The organism is Cryobacterium sp. TMT1-3 (assembly GCF_004402315.1).
Lineage (GTDB): Bacteria > Actinomycetota > Actinomycetes > Actinomycetales > Microbacteriaceae > Cryobacterium > Cryobacterium luteum.
In genome coordinates this window covers 152,776-174,915 of sequence record NZ_SOFW01000023.1, presented here as the reverse complement: position 1 = coordinate 174,915, position 22,140 = coordinate 152,776, and the positions used below count along the sequence as shown (strand labels likewise).

The 22,140-nt window shown below is 67.5% G+C and carries 19 protein-coding genes; 10 read left to right on the top strand and 9 right to left on the bottom strand.

The features are described from left to right. Positions 1 to 495 precede the first annotated feature (495 nt). The gene (locus tag E3O25_RS08905) at positions 496 to 1,347 is read right to left on the bottom strand and encodes an RDD family protein (RefSeq protein ID WP_134360961.1); all 852 of its coding nucleotides are present in this window, start codon (positions 1,345 to 1,347) and stop codon (positions 496 to 498) included. A 17-nt stretch (positions 1,348 to 1,364) separates the two neighbouring features. On the opposite strand from E3O25_RS08905, the gene E3O25_RS08900 reads away from it, so the two are divergent. Continuing rightward, the gene (locus E3O25_RS08900; RefSeq protein WP_092111645.1) at positions 1,365 to 2,360 is read left to right on the top strand and encodes a stage II sporulation protein M; all 996 of its coding nucleotides are present in this window, start codon (positions 1,365 to 1,367) and stop codon (positions 2,358 to 2,360) included. A gap of 106 nt (positions 2,361 to 2,466) precedes the next feature. Here the strand turns inward: E3O25_RS08900 and E3O25_RS08895 are convergent, their stop codons facing one another. Genes E3O25_RS08895 through E3O25_RS08875 form a run of 5 tightly spaced genes read right to left on the bottom strand, consistent with a single transcriptional unit; the run spans position 2,467 to position 7,925 of the window. Next, the gene (locus E3O25_RS08895; protein WP_092111643.1) at positions 2,467 to 3,774 is read right to left on the bottom strand and encodes a DUF58 domain-containing protein; all 1,308 of its coding nucleotides are present in this window, start codon (positions 3,772 to 3,774) and stop codon (positions 2,467 to 2,469) included. A gap of 2 nt (positions 3,775 to 3,776) precedes the next feature. Then, positions 3,777 to 4,778: a MoxR family ATPase gene (locus E3O25_RS08890; RefSeq protein WP_092111641.1), complete on the bottom strand. Its 1,002-nt coding sequence runs from the start codon at positions 4,776 to 4,778 to the stop codon at positions 3,777 to 3,779. After that, positions 4,775 to 6,079: a DUF4350 domain-containing protein gene (locus tag E3O25_RS08885; protein WP_134360960.1), complete on the bottom strand. Its 1,305-nt coding sequence runs from the start codon at positions 6,077 to 6,079 to the stop codon at positions 4,775 to 4,777. Before E3O25_RS08885 ends, E3O25_RS08890 begins: the two co-directional genes overlap by 4 nt. Next, positions 6,076 to 6,783 carry a DUF4129 domain-containing protein gene (locus E3O25_RS08880; RefSeq protein WP_134360959.1) on the bottom strand — a complete coding sequence of 236 codons (708 nt, stop codon included), beginning with the start codon at positions 6,781 to 6,783 and terminating at the stop codon, positions 6,076 to 6,078. The genes E3O25_RS08885 and E3O25_RS08880 overlap by 4 nt, the downstream gene beginning before the upstream one ends. After that, positions 6,780 to 7,925, bottom strand: coding sequence for a hypothetical protein (locus tag E3O25_RS08875; RefSeq protein ID WP_134360958.1), 1,146 nt, complete (start codon positions 7,923 to 7,925; stop codon positions 6,780 to 6,782). Before E3O25_RS08875 ends, E3O25_RS08880 begins: the two co-directional genes overlap by 4 nt. Positions 7,926 to 8,079: 154 nt before the next feature. Here E3O25_RS08875 and mtrA point away from each other — a divergent pair, with 154 nt between their 5' ends. The 6 genes from mtrA to secA all read left to right on the top strand — a co-directional run bounded on the left by mtrA (position 8,080) and on the right by secA (position 16,699). Then, entirely contained in the window at positions 8,080 to 8,760 is a 681-nt protein-coding gene (mtrA, locus tag E3O25_RS08870) for an MtrAB system response regulator MtrA (protein ID WP_092111635.1), read from the top strand. A 57-nt stretch (positions 8,761 to 8,817) separates the two neighbouring features. Next, complete coding sequence (mtrB, locus tag E3O25_RS08865) at positions 8,818 to 10,470, top strand: MtrAB system histidine kinase MtrB (protein ID WP_134360957.1); 1,653 nt, start codon at positions 8,818 to 8,820, stop codon at positions 10,468 to 10,470. After that, positions 10,463 to 12,160: an LpqB family beta-propeller domain-containing protein gene (locus E3O25_RS08860; RefSeq protein ID WP_092111631.1), complete on the top strand. Its 1,698-nt coding sequence runs from the start codon at positions 10,463 to 10,465 to the stop codon at positions 12,158 to 12,160. The genes mtrB and E3O25_RS08860 overlap by 8 nt, the downstream gene beginning before the upstream one ends. Positions 12,161 to 12,258: 98 nt before the next feature. Continuing rightward, positions 12,259 to 12,963: a ComF family protein gene (locus tag E3O25_RS08855; RefSeq protein ID WP_092111629.1), complete on the top strand. Its 705-nt coding sequence runs from the start codon at positions 12,259 to 12,261 to the stop codon at positions 12,961 to 12,963. 86 nt (positions 12,964 to 13,049) lie between these two features. Next, positions 13,050 to 13,754, top strand: coding sequence for a ribosome hibernation-promoting factor, HPF/YfiA family (hpf, locus tag E3O25_RS08850; RefSeq protein ID WP_092111664.1), 705 nt, complete (start codon positions 13,050 to 13,052; stop codon positions 13,752 to 13,754). Between the two features lie 137 nt (positions 13,755 to 13,891). Then, entirely contained in the window at positions 13,892 to 16,699 is a 2,808-nt protein-coding gene (gene secA, locus E3O25_RS08845; protein ID WP_092111627.1) for a preprotein translocase subunit SecA, read from the top strand. A 79-nt stretch (positions 16,700 to 16,778) separates the two neighbouring features. Here the strand turns inward: secA and E3O25_RS08840 are convergent, their stop codons facing one another. After that, positions 16,779 to 17,219 (bottom strand): Rv3235 family protein, encoded by a 441-nt coding sequence (locus E3O25_RS08840; protein ID WP_134360956.1) that lies wholly within the window; start codon positions 17,217 to 17,219, stop codon positions 16,779 to 16,781. Between the two features lie 105 nt (positions 17,220 to 17,324). On the opposite strand from E3O25_RS08840, the gene E3O25_RS08835 reads away from it, so the two are divergent. The 3 genes from E3O25_RS08835 to E3O25_RS08825 are packed head-to-tail and all read left to right on the top strand — an operon-like array spanning position 17,325 to position 19,906. Continuing rightward, complete coding sequence (locus tag E3O25_RS08835) at positions 17,325 to 17,951, top strand: hypothetical protein (protein ID WP_092111622.1); 627 nt, start codon at positions 17,325 to 17,327, stop codon at positions 17,949 to 17,951. 57 nt (positions 17,952 to 18,008) lie between these two features. Beyond that, the gene (locus E3O25_RS08830) at positions 18,009 to 18,644 is read left to right on the top strand and encodes a hypothetical protein (RefSeq protein WP_092111621.1); all 636 of its coding nucleotides are present in this window, start codon (positions 18,009 to 18,011) and stop codon (positions 18,642 to 18,644) included. Continuing rightward, complete coding sequence (locus E3O25_RS08825) at positions 18,644 to 19,906, top strand: regulator (protein WP_134360955.1); 1,263 nt, start codon at positions 18,644 to 18,646, stop codon at positions 19,904 to 19,906. The genes E3O25_RS08830 and E3O25_RS08825 overlap by 1 nt, the downstream gene beginning before the upstream one ends. 5 nt (positions 19,907 to 19,911) lie before the next feature. Here the strand turns inward: E3O25_RS08825 and E3O25_RS08820 are convergent, their stop codons facing one another. Together E3O25_RS08820 and E3O25_RS08815 are read right to left on the bottom strand one after the other, a co-directional pair. Beyond that, on the bottom strand, positions 19,912 to 21,624 hold the full coding sequence (locus E3O25_RS08820) for a DUF5671 domain-containing protein (protein ID WP_241988547.1): 1,713 nt from the start codon (positions 21,622 to 21,624) through the stop codon (positions 19,912 to 19,914). A 27-nt stretch (positions 21,625 to 21,651) separates the two neighbouring features. Beyond that, on the bottom strand, positions 21,652 to 22,116 hold the full coding sequence (locus E3O25_RS08815; RefSeq protein WP_092111660.1) for a hypothetical protein: 465 nt from the start codon (positions 22,114 to 22,116) through the stop codon (positions 21,652 to 21,654). Positions 22,117 to 22,140 lie beyond the last annotated feature (24 nt).

The window sequence follows — 22,140 nt, the reverse complement described above, 5'->3', positions numbered from 1 at the left end:
ATGGTACTGCAGGGGGGACCCTGTGGGAGAGTAGGACACCGCCGGACTTAACTTAGAACGACCAGAAAGGCCACCCCCGGGTGGCCTTTCTGCGTTAACAGGGCCACCTCAGGGTGGCCCGTTTTCGTTAAGCTGCGGTGTCGAGACCCCGGCTTTGCCTCTGCGGGGCGCCAGGGCATCCGCTCCTCAGCTCAAACAATGGCCCTTGCCCGGGAGACATCCGCGAAAAGCGTGCGGATGCCTCCCCGCCAACGGCCATAACTCGGCACCCCGCGAATACCCCGACACCCCACCCACAACCTGAACGCTACGCAAAGCTGCGACGTGCGGCAGTGGTGGTAAGAGCGAGTGTTGGCAGCGGGCAGCGGGCAACTGCGGGACTGTGGCTGTCTGCTAGGTCGACCGTCCGCATGCTGTATCCAGCAGCTTTTGCATTGGCTCTCAGTGCGGAACGGAGGAGTTAGTACGCACCGAGTGCTTGCTTCCGATGTTTTGTCAGCGGTTCGGGAATCCGTGGGGGAGGCCGGTCAGCACCGGGGCGAGACGGGCGAGACGCTCGCGCTCGAGGAGGAGCGCGGTGTACTCGCGTTCGCGGCGCACGGCAGCGACTCCGACCAGAAAATACTCAGCCGGAGCATCGGGCAGCGGCGAGACAAACGGCGTGACCTCGGCCGCGAGGGCCTGCGCGAGGCGTTCGCGGGTGAGCGGTGTCAGGTGCGCAGACTGGCGCAGGTACTGCGCGACTCGACGGGCCAGCCGGTCGGGCAGCCGGGCGATGTCCACGGTTTGCGACCAGGGCAGGAGCGCTTCGGGAAGCTGACGCGGAATTTGCCGGTTGCGCTGCACCCGCTCGTGCTGGCTGTAGGTCCCGGCGAGCAGATCACCGAGGCGCTTGGACCGGCCGTTGAGCAGGGCGGTGGTGGCGGCGAGGCCGCCGAGGGTCATGATGATTTCGAGAACGCCAGTCAGGGCTCGAATGAACGCGTGGCGCAGCGAGATGGCTCCACCGTCGTCGCGCACGATACGAGCGCCGATGGCGAGCTTGCCGAGCGAGCGGCCATGGGTGAGCGTTTCGACCAACACCGGCACGACGAGCAGCGAGAAGACCAGCGCTGCGATCGAGACCGCCTGGGTGAGCGCCGCATCGGTGAATTCTGCGAGGCTGAGAAAGAAGGCCAGCTGAATGAGCAGGTACAGGGCCAGGTAGGCCAACGTGTCGATGATCGAGCTGGCGGCGCGCAGAATGACGCTCGCCGGCCGCACGTCGAGCGCGACGGCTTCTCCGGTGACCAGCTCGTCGCCGGGGCTCAGGTCAAAAGCTGCAGTGGGACGCGCGGTCTCCTTCATGTCTACTATTGAACCAGATGGATCTCGACGCATACACGGCAGCGCATCGCGCCGACTGGGACCGCCTGACCGAGCTCGGTGCCCGGCGGCGTCTGAGTGGTGCCCAGTCCGACGAACTCATTGAGCGCTATCAGGCCGGCGCCACCCAGCTCTCCGCCATCAAGTCCACGGCCGGCTCGACGCTGGAGGGTGACCGGCTGTCGGTCGGTTTGTCCCGCGCGCGGCTGCGCTTCACCGGCGTGAGCGCCAACGTGCTCGCTCAGATTCCGCGATTTTTTGTTGCCCAGCTGCCGGCGGCCCTGTACCGGCTGCGCTGGCTCACCCTCGCCGTAGCCGTCGTCACCTTCGTCGTTGCCGGGCTGTACGCCGTCTGGGCCTATAACGACCCGAGGGTGCTGGCCAACCTCGGAACGGATGCCCAACTCGCGCAGCTGGCCAACGAAGACTTCGTCGGCTACTACTCCGAAAACCCCGCAGCCTCGTTCACCGGGTTGGTCTGGACCAACAACGCCTGGATCGCGGCGCAGTGCATCGCCTTCGGCATCGTCGGCGTGTACGTGCCGTTCATCATTCTGCAGAATGCCATGGGTCTCGGCACCACCGCCGCGGTCATGTTCGCCTACGACAAGGGCGACGTGTTCTTTCTCTACATCGCTCCGCACGGGCTCCTCGAACTGACCGCCATCTTCGTCGCAGCGGCCGCGGGGCTGCTCATCTTCTGGGCCTGGATCGCCCCCGGCGCTCGCACCCGCGGGCAGGCACTCGCCGAAGACGGCCGCGCCCTGTTCACCGTGGCGATCGGCCTCGTCTTCGTGCTGCTGGTCTCCGGCATCATCGAGGGGTTCGTCACCTCCCAGCCGTGGCCGTGGGCGATCAAGATCGGTATCGGCGCCGTCGCGCTGGGCGCGTTCCTGACCTACATGATCGTGCTCGGCGGCCGTGCTACCCGCGCCGGTGAGACCGGCGACCTGAGCGAGTTCGAAGCGGGCAGCACGCGCATTTACGGGGCCTGACCGGCAGCGCCATCTGGGTGCGGTCATTCCTCTGGCGGTCGCGACAAGCCGTGGATCGAGCCTTGAGATTTCGCCCAACGAATTGAGGTCGGAGGGTGCGCCGGCGCTAGAGCCGTCCGGCGGCCTTCAAAGCGATGTACCGGTCGGCGAGGGCCGGCGGAAGCTGCGCGGGCGAGGCGGTGACGACATCCGCTCCCAGCTGGCGGATGGCGGCCGATACCCGGGCCACGTCGAGCAGGGCCCGCTCGGCAGCTGCCGCCCGGTAGATTTCGGTGCGACCGCCGCGGGTGGCCGCGGCGAGCACGGTGGCCGGGTCGAGCACGGAGGCCACGACCACCGTGTGACGTTTGGTGAGCTGCGGCAGCACCGAAAGCAGCCCGGTCGATGCGCCCGCAGCGTCGATGGAGGTGAGCACCACGATCAGGGCGTGCTGGCTGGTAATCGATCGCACCTGGCCGGGAACGGCAGCCCAGTCCATTTCGATGAGTTCTGGGTCGATCATGGCCATGGAATCGACCATCTGCGAGAGCAGGGCCGCGCCGGTCGCGCCCTGCACCCGGCCCCGCACCCGGCGGTCGAAGGCGAGAAAATCCACCCGGTCGCCGGCGACCGAGGTGAGCGCCGCGAGCAGCAGGGCGGCCTCGAACGCGGTGTCCAGCCGCGGCTCGTTGTCGACCCGCGCGGCCGAAGTGCGCCCGGTGTCGAGCAGAATGACGACACGGCGATCCCGTTCCGGCCGCCAGGTGCGCACCATCACGTCGTTACGCCGGGCTGTCGCTCGCCAGTCGATCGAGCGCACGTCGTCGCCGAGCACATATTCGCGCAGTGAGTCGAATTCGGTGCCCTGCCCGCGCACCATCACGCTGGTGCGCCCGTCGAGCTCTTTGAGCCGGGCAATGCGGGACGGCAGGTGTTTGCGGGCGTGAAAGGGCGGCAACACGCGGATGCGCCCCGGCGCATTAAGCGTGGCTTGGCGGTTCCAGAGACCCAGCGGACCGCGCGTGCGCACCGTTACCTGCTCGACCCGCCGTTCCCCGCGACGAAACGGGGTGAGCGTGAGCGAAACGAGCCGGCGCTCGCCGCGCGGAACCACGATCCGGCTGCGATTTCGACCGGCCCCCGCCGACGGCTGCCAGGCATCCCGCACCACGCCCACCAGGCGGCGGCGCCCGGTGTTGGTCAGATACAGCTCGCTCGTGACGGATTCGCCGAGTCGAACCCGGGCCGGCAGCATCCGTTCGATCGTCACTACGCGTGGCGACGCCGCCAACGCCAGGTCGACGGCGCCGAGCGTGAGCACGAACACCAGCCAGAGCAGGAGCACGCCGGCAGCCTGCTCGCTGGAAGACCCGAACCACACGATGGGCACCACGCCGAGGGCGACGAGAAGAACGAACCGTCCGCTGAGCGTCATCGTTAGATCGGAACCTGAACCTGCTGCAACACGCCGCGCAGAATGGCATCGACCGCGACGCCCTCGAGTTCGGCCTCCGGGCGCAGCTGCACGCGGTGCCGCCACACCGGCAGCGCCATCGCCTGCACGTGATCGGGGGTGATCGAGTCGTAGCCGCTCAGCCAGGCCCACGCCTTGGCGGCGGCGAGCAGGGCGGTCGTTCCGCGGGGGCTGACGCCGAGCTTGACCGAGGGACTCGTGCGCGTGGCGCGGGCCAGATCGACGATGTAGGCGAGCACGTCAGCGCTCGACCCGACGCGGGCGACGGCTGCCTGCGCTGCGGCGAGTTCGGCCGCGCCGAGCACCGCGGCAACGCCGGCTCCGGCGAGGTCGCGCGGATTGAAGCCGGCCGCGTGGCGGCGCAGCACCTCGATCTCATCGACCCGCTGCGGCACCTCGAGCACGAGCTTGAGCAGAAACCGGTCGAGTTGCGCCTCGGGCAGCGTGTAGGTGCCCTCATACTCGATCGGGTTCATCGTCGCGGCCACGATGAACGGCTCCGGCAGCTTCAGCGACTCGCCGTCAACGCTGACCTGCCGCTCCTCCATCGCCTCGAGCAGCGCGGACTGCGTCTTCGGCGGGGTGCGGTTGATCTCGTCGGCCAGCATGATATTCGTGAACACCGGCCCCTGGCGAAACTCAAACTCCCCGGCGCGGGCGTCGTAGATGAGCGACCCGGTCACGTCGCCCGGCATCAGGTCGGGTGTGAACTGGATGCGCTTGGTGTCGAGGCTCAGCGCGTGGCTGAGCGTGCGCACCAGCAGCGTCTTGGCGACGCCGGGCACGCCCTCGAGCAGCACATGGCCGCGAGCGAGCAGGGCGATGATCAGCCCGGTCACCGCGCCGTCCTGCCCGACGACGGCCTTGCCGACCTCGGTGCGCACCCGGTTGAGGGCGGCCCGCAGCGCTGCGGCATCCGTTGCGCCGGTCGGCGCTGTGTTGATCAGGTCCGTGGGAGTCGTCATGGTTCCATTCTCTCGGCTGGAGGGGGTGAGAATTCACGAGAAGCGGATGCCGCCGCCTCGGCAGCAGGTACCACTCCGGCCTTGACGGCCCGGCAGGCCGCCTGTTCGAGGGCCTGCAGGGCGTCGGAGAGCGCCATCAGCTGCGCGTCGGAGTGTGGAATCGCGTCGACCAGCACCCGCCGCACCTCGGCTGGTGCGCTGCCGGTGATCCGGGCGACCGTGCCGATGACCTCGTCCAGCTGGGCGAGGCGGCCGAGGCCGACGGCTCGGGCGAGGCGTTGCACGGCGCCGACGCGGAGCGCATCGAGCGCGCGCAGTCGAGCGTTGCTGCGCGCGTACAGCCGCGCCCGTCCCTCCATGGTTTCGCTCGCCTTCACCGTGACCGGCAAATTTTCGGCCACGAGCGGCCCGAACCGGCGGCCACGCCAGAACGCGGCGGCGACGGCGGCGAGCACGAGCAGCACGGCCACGGGGCTGACCCAGCCCGGCGTCAGCTCGGCGAGCGACGGCGGCCCGGTTCGGGGCAGGTCGGCCAGCGTCGGCAGGTACCAGACGAGCGAGTCGCTCTCCCCGAGCAGTCCGAGGGCGAGCGCCGCGTTGCCGTAGCCGGTCACGTTCTCGTTGTTGAAGACGCGTGCGTCCGGCACGAGCGAGACGAGGCCGCCGGTCGCGCTCTCTACCTGAACCAGCGAGAAGGTCTCGGCGTCGCTGGCGAAACAGCCGGTCAGGAGCGGATGCCCGCCCTCCGGTATCGAGAGGGTGTCCCCGCCCGGCAGGAGGTTTTCGGCACGGTTCGCGGCCGACACCGAGCAGTCAGCTGTGAGCGATGCGGTGTCGGACACACCGCCGAAACCCACGGACGGGGCGAGCGCCTGCAGGGCCAGAAAATCGGGCGCGACGACAACGGTACGCGCCGCTCCCTCGGCCAGCTCGGTCAGCTGCCCGGCGTCGAGGTAGCCGTTCTCGTCGTAGAGCAGCACGGTGGAATCAGCGCCGACGGCGTCGCGCACCTCGACCAGCGAGTCGGCCAGGGTCACGGTGACGCCCTGCTGACGCAGCACCTCCACGAGCGCCATCGACCCGGCCGGCGCCGCGTTGTCGCCGGCCAGGGCGCGGCCGGCCGCATTGCTGCCGCCGGAGAGGAACACGCCCACGATGGCGACAATCACAATGCCGGCGAAAGCGAAAATCCAGAAGGAGGAGCGGCGCAGCAACGCGCGCAGGGTCGGTGTTGCCACGGTCGTGGGAGTGCCACCGGCGGAACTCAGGGCGGCGGCATCCGTTGTGAGTGTTGCGCTCATGGCCGGCCTGCCGCGGCCAGCGGGGCGAGTGTGACGGGCGACGCGGCCCGCAGCTCGGCCTCGAGCGCGGCCAGGGATCGATAGTCGTGCTCGAGCGCGGTCTGCTCGAGATAGCGCACCCGGTCGAAGGTGTCCGCAGCGAGGGCGAGGGCGGGGCCGCTTGGCGGGAAGGCCAGCCGGGCTCGCGCGGCGAAGTCGTGAGCGGTCGTGCCGGGGGTGACCGAGAGCACCGTGCGTTCGGCGAGGCCCCTGGCCAGGGCGCGAAAGATCTCCTCGCAGGCCAGGCTCCAGTCGCCGCGACTGGCCGCAGCGTCGGCCGCCGTGCGCATCTCGGCGCTGCTGCGCTGGTCGATTGTGCCGAACAGGTCGTTGCCGGCCCGGCGTCGCCGCGCCAGCCGGGGGGCGCCGAACAGCAGCCAGCCCGCCACGAGCGCCGCGACGATGAGAACGACCACAACGATCGGCAACCAGTCAGCGAGGCTGCCGTCGCCGCTGATGGCGAGCGAGTTGATCCAGTCCAGAAAACCCTGCGACGCCCGGTCGAACCAGGTCGGCCTGGCCGCTTCGTAGGGAGCCTTGGCGAGTTCCTCCCGCAACCACCGGCGGGCCTCGGGCGCGTCGGGAGCCACCGGTACATCACCGGCGAGGCCGACAATCCTCCGCCCGGCCACCGCTGTGAGCTGCGCCAGGCCGAACGCGGTCATGCCGCCGGGTATCCGCCGGAACCGGCCGGTATCAGGTAGGGGTCGGGCACGTCGCCGCCCTGCGAGGTGGATTCGACATAGCGGGCCAGTTCCAGATCGAGGCCCTCCTTGCGCATGCGCAGGTCAAGGTAGATCAGGGCCACGGCCGCCGACTGCACGACGGCCGCGACGGCCGCCACCGGAATGGCGATGATCAGGCTGACGACCACGCTGAGAATCGATGACTCTTCGGCGAACGCGCCGGTCGGGTCCACCAGCACGGTGCCCACACCGAACAATAACGAGACCGGGGTGGTGACGATCTGGCTGATCACCTGCACGATCAGGCCGGCCAGCAGCAGCACGCCCAGGGTGCGCCAGAAGTAGCCGCGGGTCAGTGACCACGACCGAGAAACGGATGCCCGCACCCCCAACTTCTCCAGCACGATCAGGCTCGGAACGGCACTGGTCTTGGTATAGATGAAGGCGCTCGCCGCCGCGAGCAGCAGGCCGCCGAAGATTCCGACCAGCACGCCGGCGACGATGCCGGCGACATCGCCCACGCTGACCAACAACACGACGATGCCGGCGATCACAGCCACGCCGATGAGCAGCGCGAGGGTGAGCAGCAGAGTCCATAGGGTCAGCGGCCAGAGGCGGGTCGCCGCACGGCGCCACAGGGCGCCGAGGCGAAGCTTCTCGCCGAGGGTCGCGCGGGCCACTTCGAGCACGATGACAGCCTGCAACAGCGCCGACCCGATGAGGGACAGCGCCACCGGAATGATCAAAGACAGCGCGCCGATCAGTACCGATCCGGCCGTGACGGCATCTTTCTGGTCGAGCGGAGCGCTGTCGATGCGATCAAGCGCCCAGAAGGTGACGAGGCCGACAATGACCACGGTGACGAGCATGATCGCCGCCTGCACGATGAGGCCGCTCCCGAAGGTGGCCTTCGGATTGCGACGCAGCACCTGGAAGGATGCGCCGAGCAACGTACCGAACCCGATCGGCCGCAACGGAATCAAACCCGGCTTGGGCGGAGGAGCCCAGCCCTGCCCCGGGTCACTGCTGAAGGGACCGCCTTGATCGGGCGTGGCGGGCGCCGCGAACTGACCGTAGCGCGGGGGAACGGGGGCGTCGGGAGCCTGCCAGGAGTCTGTCACTATTCAATGCTGGCACAGGTCGATCGAGAAATGCGCTCTGAGGCACTCTGTCAGCGCGCTCGGCTACTCTTATGCCAGACTTTGCCCTACTCATCGGGCAATCTGCTGAGCGCACAATCAGAACACACCACGAAATTGTTCTGGAAAGAGACCCATGACCGCACGCATTCTGGTGATCGACGACGACACCGCCCTGTCCGAGATGATCGGCATCGTTTTGCAAGGAGAGGGCTTCACCCCGGGCTTCTGTGCCGATGGATCGCTCGCCCTCGAGACGTTTCGCACCGAGAAGCCAGATCTGGTACTGCTCGACCTCATGCTGCCCGGCCTCGACGGCATTGAAGTGTGCCGGCTGATCCGCGCCGAATCTGGGGTGCCGATCATCATGCTGACCGCCCGGTCCGACACCACCGACGTGGTGAAGGGGCTCGAGTCGGGGGCTGACGACTACATGGTCAAGCCGTTCAACCCCAAAGAGCTCGTCGCCCGCATTCGCACCCGTCTGCGCCCGCCCGCGGCCGACGGGGCGCTCGCGCTGCACATCGGCGACCTCGTGGTCAACGCGGTTGGGCACGAAGTCACCCGCGGAACGGCCGCGATCAACCTCACTCCGCTCGAATTCGACCTGCTGCTGACCCTCGCCTCCAAACCCCAGCAGGTGTTCACCCGCGAAATGCTGCTGGAACAGGTGTGGGGTTACCACTACAAGGCCGACACCCGGCTCGTGAACGTGCACGTGCAACGGCTGCGCGCCAAGGTCGAGCACGACCCGGACAATCCCAGGATCGTCATGACGGTGCGCGGAGTCGGCTACCGCGCCGGCACGGCCAGCTAGCGAGGCGGAACCGCAGATGGCCCCCCGGCGACCCCCGCAGAAACGGTTGGCCGCACCATGCCCCAGCTGACCTACTGGCGACGGCCGCGCAACTGGCCCCGGCTGGTGCGCGCGTCGTGGCGCTCGTCCCTGCAATTCCGTACGGTGACCATCTCTGTCGCTCTCTCCGGCGTGGCGATTCTGCTGGTGGGCGTGTACATGTCGGCCAGCATCGGCAACGACCTGTTCCAATCGCGACTCAGCCAGGTGCTGCTCGAATCCGACCGCGCGACCAGTGCAGCGCAGAGCCTGTTGGATTCTTCCGATGCCACCGACCGGGTGCAGGTGCAAAACCTGCTCAGCGCGGCGCGCACCTCGATCTCGGCGGCCTCATCGAGCCGACTGGTTGCCGTACTGCGGGTGCCCGGCCAGGACTCGTCAACCGTTGCACCGCTCGACTCGTCGACCTTCGGACAGTCCACCGGCGTGATCGGGGCCGAACTGCGCACCGAGGTGCAGGCCAATATCGGCGACCAGTTCTGGCAGTCGGTCACCCTCACCGGCGATGACGCCACGACCGTTCCCGGCATCGTGGTGGGGTCGCAGATCACCGTTCCGGTGGCCGGCCGCTACGAGCTGTACATCGCTTACAGCCTGAAGGACGCGGAAGAGACCCTGCTCTTCGTGCAGCAAACCCTCGGGGTGGCCGGCGTTGCCCTCATGCTGCTGATCGGCGCCGTGACCTGGATCGTCGTTCGCTTCGTCGTGACGCCCCTGCGGGTGGCCGCCGAGACGAGCCAGAAACTCGCCTCCGGTGATCTCGAGGTGCGCATTCCCGAAAAAGGTGAGGACGTCATTGCGACGCTGGCCCGTTCCTTCAACGGCATGGCCGACAGCCTGCAAAGCCAGATTCGTGCACTCGCCGACCTGTCCGAGGTGCAGCAACGGTTCGTGTCTGATGTCTCGCACGAACTGCGCACACCACTGACGACCATCCGTTTGGCCGGCGATGTGCTGTACGACCAGCGGGCGAGCTTTGCGCCGGCCACCGGCCGCACCGCTGAGCTGCTGCACACCCAGGTCGAACGGTTCGAGCTGCTGCTGAGCGACCTGCTCGAAATCAGCCGCTACGACGCCGGATCCGTTGAACTCGAGAGTGAACCGACCAACCTGGTCTACCTCGCCGAAGACGCCATCGACAGTCTGCGATCCCTCGCCGAGTCCAAGGGCAGCGACCTGCGCCTGGTGGCTCCCGGCGGGTATCTGAACGCGGACGTCGATCCGCGGCGCATCCGCCGGGTGCTGCACAACCTCATCGGCAACGCCATCGAGCACGGTGAGGGTAAAACCGTCGTCGTGTCGGTCGACAGCGATGCGAATGCTGTCGCGCTCGCCGTACGCGACTACGGCCTCGGAATGAGCCAGGCCGAGGTCGCGCACGTCTTCGACCGGTTCTGGCGGGCCGACCCCTCGCGCCAACGCACGATCGGCGGCACCGGCCTCGGGCTGGCCATCTCCCGCGAGGACGCGAGTGTGCACAACGGCTGGCTGCAGGTCTGGTCCAGTCCGGGAGAAGGATCGTGTTTTCGGTTGACGCTGCCCCGCGTGGCCGGTGCCGTGCTGCAAGCGTCACCGATCCCCTTGCCGCCCGCCGACGCCACCGCCGACGCCACCGCCGTGCTCGGCGACGCCGGGCAGATGCCCGTGCCGGGCGGAGGGCGACATGACTGAGCGCACACCTCGCCGCCGCGTCTTCCCGGCGCTGCTCGTCGCCATCAGCCTCGCCGTCGGTCTGGGGGGCTGCACCGGCATTCCGCGCGACGGTGCGGTGCACGCCGGCAACGACATCGCACCCGACGACAATCCAGCCCCGGTATTTCTGCCGGCGCTGCCGCAAAAGGATGCCGCGCCGGAATCGATTCTGCGGGGCTTCATCGACGCCTCCTCGAGCCCTGAGAACAATTACGACATCGCCCGCCAGTTCCTGGCCCCGGCCTTCCAATCCAGCTGGGATGCCACGGCGGGGGTCACCGTCGACAACGGCTCCGGGCGCACCCTGACGGTCATCGACGACGGCACCACCCTGGTTGCCGTCACGCCGGTGGCCGAGGTCGACCAGGCGGGGGAATACCGTGAGGTCGACGCCAGTCCGGTCCCATTACGCTACGAGTTTCAGCAGATCGGCGGCCAATGGCGCATCAGCTCTGCCCCGAACGGCACCGTGATCGACGAAAACACGTTCAACGACGTGTTTAGCGCCCAACCCGTGTACTTCTACGATCCCGGCTTTCGGTTCCTGGTTCCGGACCTGCGCTGGTTTCCGCGCGGGGCATCCGCTCCCACCAAGCTGGTCAACGCCGTCTTGAACGGACCGAGCGCCTGGCTGACCGGAGCGGTCGCCACGGCGTTTCCGGAAGGCTCCAAGCTCACCGCCGACGCCGTACAGGTGGTTGGGCGCCAGGCCATGGTCGACCTGAACAGCGAAGCACTCAACGCTGACCGGCAGACGCTGCAGCGCATGAAAGCGCAGCTGGCGGCGAGCCTGCCGTCCGGCCTCACGGTCGAGATCACCATCGACCAGAACTTCCAGGCCATCGACGACGTCGAGACCGGGGCTCCCGTCATCGATCCGCGCGTGGACGCCCGCGCCCTCGTGCTGCGCGGGGACGAATTCGGTTTTCTGGCCGCCACCGGGCAGAGCGTCACCCCGCTGGACGGGCTGTCTGCGACCATCGCCCAACTGGCCCCCACCGCGGTGACGCTGGCGTCTGGCCAGGCTTCAGCCGCCGTGCTGAACAGCGACGGCGTTTACGTCGTGCGTGACGGCGGCGAGCCCGAATTGCTCGACGCGCGCGCTGGGCTCCTGGCGCCGTCGATCGACAACGACCGCTTCGTCTGGTCGGTGCCGTCAAACGATCCGACCGCCCTGGTCGTCTACAGCCCAACGGGAGAGGCGACCGTGCTGCCGACGCCGTGGCCCGAAGCCACCTCGATCACGGCCCTGAAAATCTCGAGGGACGGCGCCCGGCTGATCGCCCTGCTCGGCACCGGCTCGGAGACCCGTTTCGTCGTCGCGTCCATCATTCGCACCGAGCAGGCGCCGACCGGCCTCGGCGCGCCCGTGCTGTTGGCGGCGGGCGGCGGGGCCGGCCTCGACGCAACCTGGATCGACGAATTGACCGTGGCGTCGCTCAGCACCCTGCCGAGCGGTGAGGCACGCATCGTGGCGCAGCAGATCGGCGGCGTCAGCTCCGTCCTGGAATCCCCGGCGAGCAGCCGGTTCATCGTCGGCAGCAACTCCGTGCGCGACCTGCGCGTAATCACCGACACCGGCAGCCTGGAGGTGCAGCGGGGAGCGGGCTGGCAGGCCCGCATCGACGACGTGATCCTGCTGGCCACCCAACAGGGCCTCGGCAGCTAGCCGGTCGGCCGTCTCCTCCCCAGGCGGTGCCAGAGGCGTTCCTGCACGGGTGGAGAGTTGGCGCCCCGCACGCCGCATGCACGCGGAAGACTGGCCCGATGATGCGAGGGCTGCGCACTCGACTGACCGCTGCGGGACTGGATGCCTGGGCCACGGTCCTGCCGACCGCGTGCAGCGGCTGCGGTGCCCTCGACCGCGCCCTGTGTTCAAGCTGCCGGTTGGCCCTGCTCCCGGCGGTGCATTCGGTCACGCGCGACGATGCACTCGTCTGGGCGGCCCTGAGCTACGAAGGGGTGGCCCGCCACGTGATCGCCGCCTACAAAGACGGTGGTCGAACGGATGCCGCCGGTGCGCTCGCCGCGCCGCTGCGAGCGGCCATCGTGGCCGCGCTCGCCGCCGTCCCGCGTGGGAACGGCGGCGGCATCCAGCTCGTCACCATTCCCTCGTCCCGCCTGGCCTGGCGCCTGCGCGGTTACCACCCGGTCGATGCCCTGCTGCACCGGGCTGGGCTGTACCCGATCCCGGCGCTCGCGCAGCGCGGGGAATCCGTCGACCAGGTCGGCCTCGGCCGCGCGGCGCGCGTCGCAAACAAAAGCAACAGCCTCGTCGCGCGGCATCCGCTCAATGGAACGAGGGTGATCCTCGTCGACGACATCGTGACCACCGGTGCGACCCTGCTCGAGGCGCGGCGCGCCGTGTTCGCTGCGGGCGGTATCGTCGTCGGCCTGGCCACACTGGCGCAAACACGGCGTCGGCTGCCGCCGTCTTCGAGCTCTGGGCAAACTGATCGACAAATACTGTGACATATCTCACCGCCACGGCTACGGTGGAGACAAAGGCGCGCAATGATCGCCCGGTTTTGGGGCGGTCCGCCAAACTGGAGGTCGTCATGGAAACTAACATCGTCGGACGCAACCTGGGGATCACTGATCGCTTCCGCGAGTACGCCACGGAGAAGGCCGAGAAAATCGCCCTCCTCGCCGAGAAAGCCCTCGCGCTCGAGATCAAGGTCAGCCGCCACCACGAGAAGAACGGTGCTGCCGCCGGCAACGATCGAGTCGAACTCACCCTGATCGGCAAGGGTCCTCTGGTGCGGGCCGAAGCTGACGGATCCGACAAGTACGCCGCTTTTGATGTGGCTCTTGGCCGTCTGCTCGAGCGGGTTCGCCGGGCCAAGGACCGCAAGAAGGTGCACCGCGGCGGCGCCCACCGTCCCACCTCGCTGCACGAGGCGTCCGCGGTCGGTTTCAGCGTCATCGACATCACACCGGCCAACCCGGAAACTCTCGAACGGGTACGCACCGGCGCGATTCCCATCGTGCAAGCGGATGCTCCCGCCGTCGCCGAAGAGGAAGAATACTGCCCCGTCGTCATCCGTCGCAAAGTCTTCGCGGCAGCCCCGATGTCCGTTGACGATGCCCTGTACTTCATGGAGCTCGTCGGCCACGACTTCTACCTATTCCAGGACCTGGAGACCAAACGTCCCAGCGTGGTGTACCGGCGTAAGGGCTGGGACTACGGGGTCATCGAACTCGACGGTTCGGGCGAGGAGCTGCAGGAGGCTGTGCCCGTTGCCAGCGGGCGTGCCAACTGACCAACTAGCATTGCCTTAGCCGCCGACCAGGTCGGTGCTCTGGCATCTGCCAGACGAGAGGTGCAGGCGTGTGCTGCGGTAGTTCGATTGGGCTGCCGCAGTACCTGCCCGCACCGTTTGACTAGTGGAGTACATTCGTGGCGTCAATTCTTGAAAAGGTTCTTCGTGTTGGTGAAGGCCGCGTTCTGCGCCGCCTGGAAAACTATGCGAAAGCCATCAACGCGCTGGAAGAAGACTTCCATGAGCTCACCGACGACGAGCTGAAAAACGAGACCGTCACCCTGCGGGAACGGTACTCCAATGGCGAATCGCTCGATGACCTGCTGCCGGAGGCCTTCGCTGCCGTGCGGGAGGCCAGCACCCGCACCCTGGGGCTGCGTCACTTCGACGTGCAGCTCATGGGCGGAGCAGCCCTGCACCTCGGCAACATCGCCGAAATGAAAACCGGTGAGGGCAAGACCCTCGTCGCCACTACCGCCGCGTACCTCAACGCGATCAGCAGCCGCGGCGTGCACGTCATCACGGTCAACGACTACCTCGCGAGCTATCAGAGCGAACTGATGGGTCGCGTCTTCCGCGCTCTCGGCATGACGACCGGATGCATCCTCTCCGGTCAGACCCCGGCGCAGCGTCGCGAGATGTACGCGGCCGACATCACCTACGGCACCAACAACGAATTCGGCTTCGACTACCTGCGCGACAATATGGCCTGGCAGGCCAGCGACATGGTGCAGCGCGGACACTACTTCGCCATCGTCGACGAGGTCGACTCGATCCTCATCGACGAGGCACGCACCCCGCTGATCATCTCCGGGCCGGCGTCGGGTGAAGCGAACCGCTGGTTCAACGAATTCGCCAGCCTGGCCAAGCGTCTCGTCGCCGACGAAGACTTCGAGGTCGATGAGAAGAAACGCACCATCGGCGTGCTAGAACCCGGCATTGAAAAAGTTGAGGACTACCTCGGCATCGACAACCTCTACGAGTCGGCCAACACACCGCTGATCTCCTTCCTGAACAACGCCATCAAGGCCAACGCCCTGTTCAAGAAAGACAAAGACTACGTCGTCATGAACGGCGAGGTGCTCATCGTTGACGAGCACACCGGCCGTATTCTCATGGGACGACGGTACAACGAGGGCATTCACCAGGCGATCGAGGCCAAGGAGGGCGTTGCGGTCAAGGCCGAGAACCAGACCCTGGCCACCGTCACCCTGCAGAACTATTTCCGCCTGTACTCGAAAATTTCCGGCATGACCGGAACAGCCGAGACCGAAGCCGCCGAGTTCATGAGCACGTACAAGCTCGGTGTCGTCGCCATTCCCACCAACAAGCCGATGCAGCGCATCGACCAGTCCGACCTGATCTACAAGAACGAAGAGTCCAAGTTCCGTCAGGTCGTCGAAGACATCGTCGAACGCCACGAAGCCGGCCAGCCGGTTCTGGTCGGCACGACGAGCGTCGAGAAGAGCGAATACCTGTCGCGGCTGCTCGCCAAGAAGGGCGTGCGCCACGAGGTGCTCAACGCCAAGAACCATGCCAGGGAGGCCGCGATCGTCGCGCAGGCCGGCCGGCTCGGTTCGGTCACCGTCGCCACCAACATGGCCGGTCGTGGTACCGACGTGATGCTCGGCGGAAACGCCGAATTCCTCGCCGTCGCCGAGATGAACGGCAAAGGCCTCAGCCCGGTCGAAACGCCCGACGAATACGAACTCGCCTGGGACGACGTCTTCACCGCGGTGAAGGCCGACGTCGCCGAAGAAGCGGAGAAAGTAATCGCGGCCGGCGGACTCTACGTGCTCGGCACCGAACGGCACGAGTCGCGCCGCATCGACAACCAGCTGCGCGGTCGCAGCGGGCGTCAGGGCGACCCGGGCGAGAGCCGGTTCTACCTGTCGCTCACCGACGACCTCATGCGGCTGTTCAACGCCGGTGCCGCCGAGGCCCTCATGGGCCGGCAGGGCGTGCCGGACGACATGGCGATCGAATCCAAGGTGGTCAGCCGAGCCATTCGCAGCGCCCAGTCCCAGGTCGAGGGGCGCAACGCTGAGATTCGCAAGAACGTGCTCAAGTATGACGACGTGCTCAACCGGCAACGCGAGGCCATCTATGGTGACCGCCGCCACATCCTCGAGGGTGACGACCTGCACGAGCGCACCCAGACCTTCCTCACCAACGTCATCGACGAGGTGCTCGATGTGCACGCCGGCGACGGCAATGGAGATGATTGGGACTTCGACGCCATGTGGACGGAACTCAAGACCCTCTACCCGGTGGGCCTGACCATCGACGAGGTCGTTTCCGAGGCCGGCGACAAGGGCAGGATCAACCGCGACTTCATGCGCCGTGAGATCCTCTCCGACGCCAAGCTCGCCTATTCACGCCGCGAAGAGTCCCTCGGGGCACCCGCTATGCGCGAACTGGAGCGCCGCGTCGTGCTCTCGGTGATCGACCGTCGCTGGCGCGACCACCTCTACGAGATGGACTATCTGAAGGACGGCATCGGACTGCGCGCCATGGCCCAGCGTGACCCGTTGGTGGAATACCAGCGCGAGGGTTTCGCCATGTTCCAGCAGATGATGGGTCAGATTCGTGAGGAAACCGTCGGGTTCCTGTTCAATCTCGACGTCGAGGTGACCGCCGGTGCCGGTGCCGTCGCCGGACCGGTCGTCGCGGCCAAGGGACTCGCCCCGGCCGACGCCCCCGAGGAGAAGCTCAGCTACACCGCACCGAGCGATTCCGGCGGAGTCGAGGTGCGCAACCAGCGCGGCCAGATCCAACAGGCCGCCACGGACCGGGCCAGGCGCACAGCTACCGTCGCGGCGAGCGACGACGAGCCGGCCGAAGCCGCCGGCCCGCCCCAGCGGGGAGCGTTTGGGCAGAAAACTGAGGGCGCAGCCCCGGTGAATCGGGCCGAACGCCGCGCCCAGGGCAAGAAGACGACCTAACGCGTCGAACACCCCGGTGACGCACGCCCAACCGCGGGCGCGTGTCACCGGGCCGTGGGCTACATGTGCCGGTGGTGCATCACAAGACGACGAGCACGGTGCCGCGCAGATGCCGGGTCGCGCCTTCCACCTGCAATGAGACGACATGCGGTCGGCGTTTGTCGTGCACCAGAATGACGGCGTCGAAGCCGCCGGTGGCGGTCGGTGACAGAGTGACGTGTTCGATCCAGAGCATCGGGCGGTGGGCGACGGTCCCCGTGACTGCTCTGGCCCGGGCCGCGATCGAGACGCGAACACGAAGATGGGCGTAGACGTCGTCGGTGACCCAGCGAGCAATCTGCTCGAGATTCCTGGCCCCGGCGATGATCTCGACAGCGCTCAGGGCGAGGGAGCGCAGGAACCGCTCCGCTTCGAGCGGTAGCGCGGGAACGATCGCTTGCGGGGCCGTGCCGGGACCGTCGGGACGCTGTTCCCCTCGGTCATCCCGCAACCGCGGAGCGCTGAAACCCGGTGATGTCATCGTATCTCCTGCCATCGAACCTGCAACTTCTCTGGCGCAAAACCTAAGCAGCCCGGTCGGAGCGCTGTCGAGCGCTTAAAGAGCCTGTGTATAAGGCCAGCGAGAATGCTCGGTGTCGGCTACTTTCTACCTGTGCGCTGGGATGATCTGTTTGACGACCTCGAAGGGCAGCTCGACCGCGCGCTGAGCTCCGCGGCAGCTGACCTCAGCCTGCAAGCGGAACGCCAGCGCCTGGAAAAACTCTCCCTGCGCACCCGGATCAGCAACGTCCTGCGTTCCGCCGGTGTCGGCGGTGCACTTCAGATCCGCGTGGTGCTGGTGACCGGCGAGACTCTCACCCTCCGCCCGACGACGCTCGGGCTGGACTGGCTGGCGGCCGACCTGCCGGGTGCGGCCAACAATCCGGTGGAGTGTGTGATCCCGCTGTCGGCCGTTGCCGGTGTGTTGCTGACCGAACAGCAGAGTCAGGCCTCGCTCGCCATCGAGTCAGAGGCCGCCGGCAGGCAGACCGAACGCGTCGGATTCCCCTTCGTGCTGAGCAGCCTGTGCCGCCGACGACGCACCGTGGAACTCCATACCAAGGGCGGTGTCCTGATCGGCACCATCGACCGGGTGGCGCGTGACCACCTCGATCTGGCGGTGCATCCGCTGGGAACCTTGCGCCGCACGCCCGACGTTTTGCACTACAACCTGGTCCCGTTCTGGCAGATCCATATCGTTCGCCTGCACTAGTGCCCACTCGTTCCGCCCACCTATTCAGCAACCCGATACCGACAAGCGAGGAAACGGATGAAAACACCCCGTCCCACCCGCACGCGCCGCCGATTCTGGGTCGATCCCCGATTCGTCATCGGTCTGGTACTCGTCGCCGCGTCGATCGCGGGAGTCGGAATGATCGTCGCCGGCAGTGATCGCACCACGGCGGTCTACACCGCACGGCACACGCTGACCGTCGGCGACCATCTGAAGACAGCCGACGTCACCCTGACCCGCGTGCAGCTCGGCGGCGCGACGGACCTGTATCTTGTGCCCTCAGCGGACCTGAAGGGTGGGCTGCTGGTCACCCAGACCATTCTGGCCGGCGAACTCGTGGCCCGGTCAGCGGTCGGTGACTCGTCGGGGAGCGACGTCACCAGCGTCGTCGTCGACATCCCCGGCGGACTGGCCGGGTCCATCTCGGCCGGATCCGTCGTCGATATCTGGTCGGCGCGCGCGACCGGACCAAGCGAATACGCGCCGCCGACGATCCTGGTGGGGCAGGCCGTCGTCGTGCGTATCGTCGAACCGACCGGCATCATCGCGGCTTCCAGCGGCCAATCGGTCGAGATGCTCGTGCCGAAGGCCACGGTGGGCGCGGTGCTCGAAGCCGTCATGAACGGCGACGCCCTCGCAATCGTTCCCGTGAACACCCCGGCAGGTGCGTGATGGCCCGGCTCGCGCTCGTTCTGGACCGGGCCACCGAACAGCGCATGCTGTCCGACATCATCGACTGCAATCACAGCGTGGTCACGCGCGTTGACACCGCCCGCGAATTTCTGGAGACTCTCTCCCACGGACAGCCGCACGTCGTGGTGGTCAGCGGCCGCCGGGAATCATTGACCGGTCAGTTGATCGCCGCCTGTGACGAACGCGGAATCCGGGTGGTCGCCCTCACCGCGACGGAACAGGAACGGCGCCACGCCGGCACGCTCGGCCTCTACGAAACGGTAGCGATCCCCTGCGACTGGTCGAACATCGAGGACCTGCTTGTGTCGGGCGTCGTCGTTCCGTTGCGTGTGGGGGAGCGGCAACTCACCGGCGGCGCGCTCAATACCGGTTCGGTGATCGCGGTCTGGGGGCCGTCGGGCGCTCCCGGACGGACCACCCTCGCCATCAACATCGCCGCGGAAATCGCCGCGGCCGGCCACACCGTGGTGTTGGCCGACCTCGACACCTACAGTGCCTCGATCGCACCGAGCCTCGGCATGCTCGATGAGGCACCGGGCTTCGCGGCCGCGTGCCGGCTGGCCGGCAGCGGCAGCCTGAACCAATCGGAACTGGAACGCATCGCTCAGCGGTACAACTCGCCCAAGGGCGCCTTCTGGGTGCTCACCGGCCTCGGCCTGTCGTCACGCTGGCCCGAACTCTCCACGGAGCGCGTCACCCGCACCATCGACGCGCTGCGGCACTGGACGGATTACGTGGTGCTCGACACCGGCTTCAACCTCGAGAGCGACGAAGAGTTGTCCAGCGACCTTCGGGCACCCCGCCGCAATGCGGCCACCATCACGGCCCTGCGCGTGGCCGATCACGTCGTCGCCTGCGGGCTGGCCGACCCGGTCGGCATGGCCCGGTTTCTGCGCACCTGGAGCGACCTCACCGAAACGATCGGGAGCACCACGGTCAGCGTCGTGATGAACCAGGTACGGTCGAGCGCTGTCGGGCTGAATCCACGCGGTCAGGTGGCGGCCATGCTGCTGCGTTACGGCAGTATCCAGGATCCCGTTCTGGTGCCGCACGACCAGGGAGCCCTCGACGTGGCGATACTCACCGGTCGCACCCTGCGGGACGCGAGCCCGAAGTCTCCGGTGCGCCTGGGCATCCGTCGTTTTGTGTTGGAAGAACTCATCGTCGCTCCGGCTCAGGCATCAAAGCGGATGCCGCGGCGCGCGTGGTGGCCCGCCCGCAAGGCGGCCCCGGCGCAGTGACCGGATCAATTCCGCAGCGGGACCACGTCGACACTGCCGCCGGCACCCACGACGACCAGCACGCGCGGTGCTGTCACTCCCGCGAAGGCCAGCCTGAGGCGCTCGACCGACGGCAAAGAATCAGCGGGCGAGTCAGCGCGCGACCAGACGGTTATGGCGGCTCCGGTCAGATCGGCGATGAGGTCACGCAGTGCGGTCGGGTCTCCGGCCGTGACCAGGATCACCCGGTGGATGGCACGGCCTGGCAGGCCGGCCGCGGCCAGGTCCGACCGGTCCCGTCGCCAGACCGAGAAGTGGTATCCGGCGGCGAGGCCGGTGGCGACGAGCAGCCCGAGCGGTGCTCGCACCCGGTCGAGCAGGCTCTGCCCGCTCAGATCGTCGAGGGCGAACTCGAACACCCGGTAGCCGATCACGAGCAGGGTGATGATCGCCACGATCGCGCTGAGCCCGAAGATCAGAATGAGGTAAACCCGGCGGCCCGTCACCTGCGCGAACACCGGATCGACCGGGCGCAGCGGCTTCCAGGTGGCCCACCAGACCGGGCCGCCGACGAGTGCCGCGCTGAGGCCGCCGAGCAGCAGTGAGCGGGTGTCCGACCCGACCACGACCGGTGCCAGGCCAGCCAGCAGGGCGTTGACCACGATGCCCAGCCCGGTCGCGGCCGCCACCAGTCCGAAACCGGAAACGACGAGGCTCGCGGCCAGCCGACTCAGCACCGGGCGCTGCCGCAGCAGGCCGTGGTGGTAGGACCAGACCAGGGCGCCCACGAGCGCCGCCGCGATGGCGGTACCGACCGGGTCGAGAATATCGTTGAGCGAGGACTCCCGGGCGAAAGCCAGCCGGAGCAGCACGAACAGCACCGTTCCCGTTCCGACCAGAGTTGTGGCGGCTGCGGCGGCGATACCCACGACGATGAGCACGAGATCGGCCAGTACGCCGCGCACCAGCTGGGCGTGCTCACGCATCCACTGCCACCACCAGATCAGGCCGCCGCCGAGCAGCCAGACGCCGGCCTGCAGCGTCAGCCGCCACCACGGGTCGCCGACGGCGGTCGAGAAGAGCAGGGCGTCGACGGCCGCGTTCACCACGGACGCCACGGCGGTCACTGCGCCGACGGCCCCGATCAGCAGGCCGAAAATCGCGCCGAGGATCGGCGCGACGCCGGTCAGCCGGGTGGGGCTTTTGGCGTGATGCCGGGACATCCACCGGTGCCAGGCCCAGACCAGAGCCCAGACCAGCGCGATCGCGAAGCTGCGCGGCTGCCAGTCGGTGCGCACCAGCGCGGCGAGGGTCGAGAGCAGGGCCGAGGTCGCCGTCACGAGCGCAACAGTCTGCATGCCGGCGAGGTACAGCCCCCAGGCGATCGACTCACGCTCCGCGCCGGCCAATCGCCGCCAGAGCACCCACCACAGCAACGAGGCGAACGGGCCGGCGATCAGGGTGAAGGCCAGCGACCGCGCCAGCGCTGACACATCGCTCCCGGCCAGGTTGGGGCCGGTCGGGAGATTTCTGGTGTCGAGGAGGCGTCCCAGAAGGCCGCTGAGGCCGATCGCGCCGATGACCACCAGCGCGAACAGCAGAACGTACACCACCACTCGGCGCGCAGCCGGGGCCGAGGCGCTGCCGGGTTGCCCGGCTGATCGGCGCACGACCACAACGATGGCGGTGATGCCGGCGCCCAACACGACGAGAAGAACGAGGAGAACCAGAACGGACATTATCGCGTCACCGTCATGTCGTCACGATCATTTCGTCAACGTCGGGTTCGGGCAGATGGTGAGCTCCCACGGGGCCTGAGCGATCAACCAGTCGCCGTCGACCCTGACCAGGTCGAAGTTGCTCTCGAACTCATACTCGGAGGCACCGAATGGACCGTCGTCGTAGGAGGTGACCAGCGACACGATGACATCGGCCGAATCGGGACGAACCGTCGTGGACACCAGGACGACCCGCAGGTTGTCGGTCGGACCGCGCTCACCCTGGCTGCAGCCCACCGCGGCGTCCTCCGTGAGGAATGCGGCAACGGCCGCCTCATCACCGTCGATCACGGCCGCGGAATAGGCCTGCACCACGCCTTCCGGAGTGGTCGGATCGAGCGTTTCCGGTGCCCCCCGCGTGAAGACCACAACAAGGGAGACGAGCACGAGGACGCCGATGATGCTGAGGATGAGAATCAAGGTGCGATCCTTCGGTGCCGGCGTCGTGTGCATGATCACATCATGGACCCAATTTTG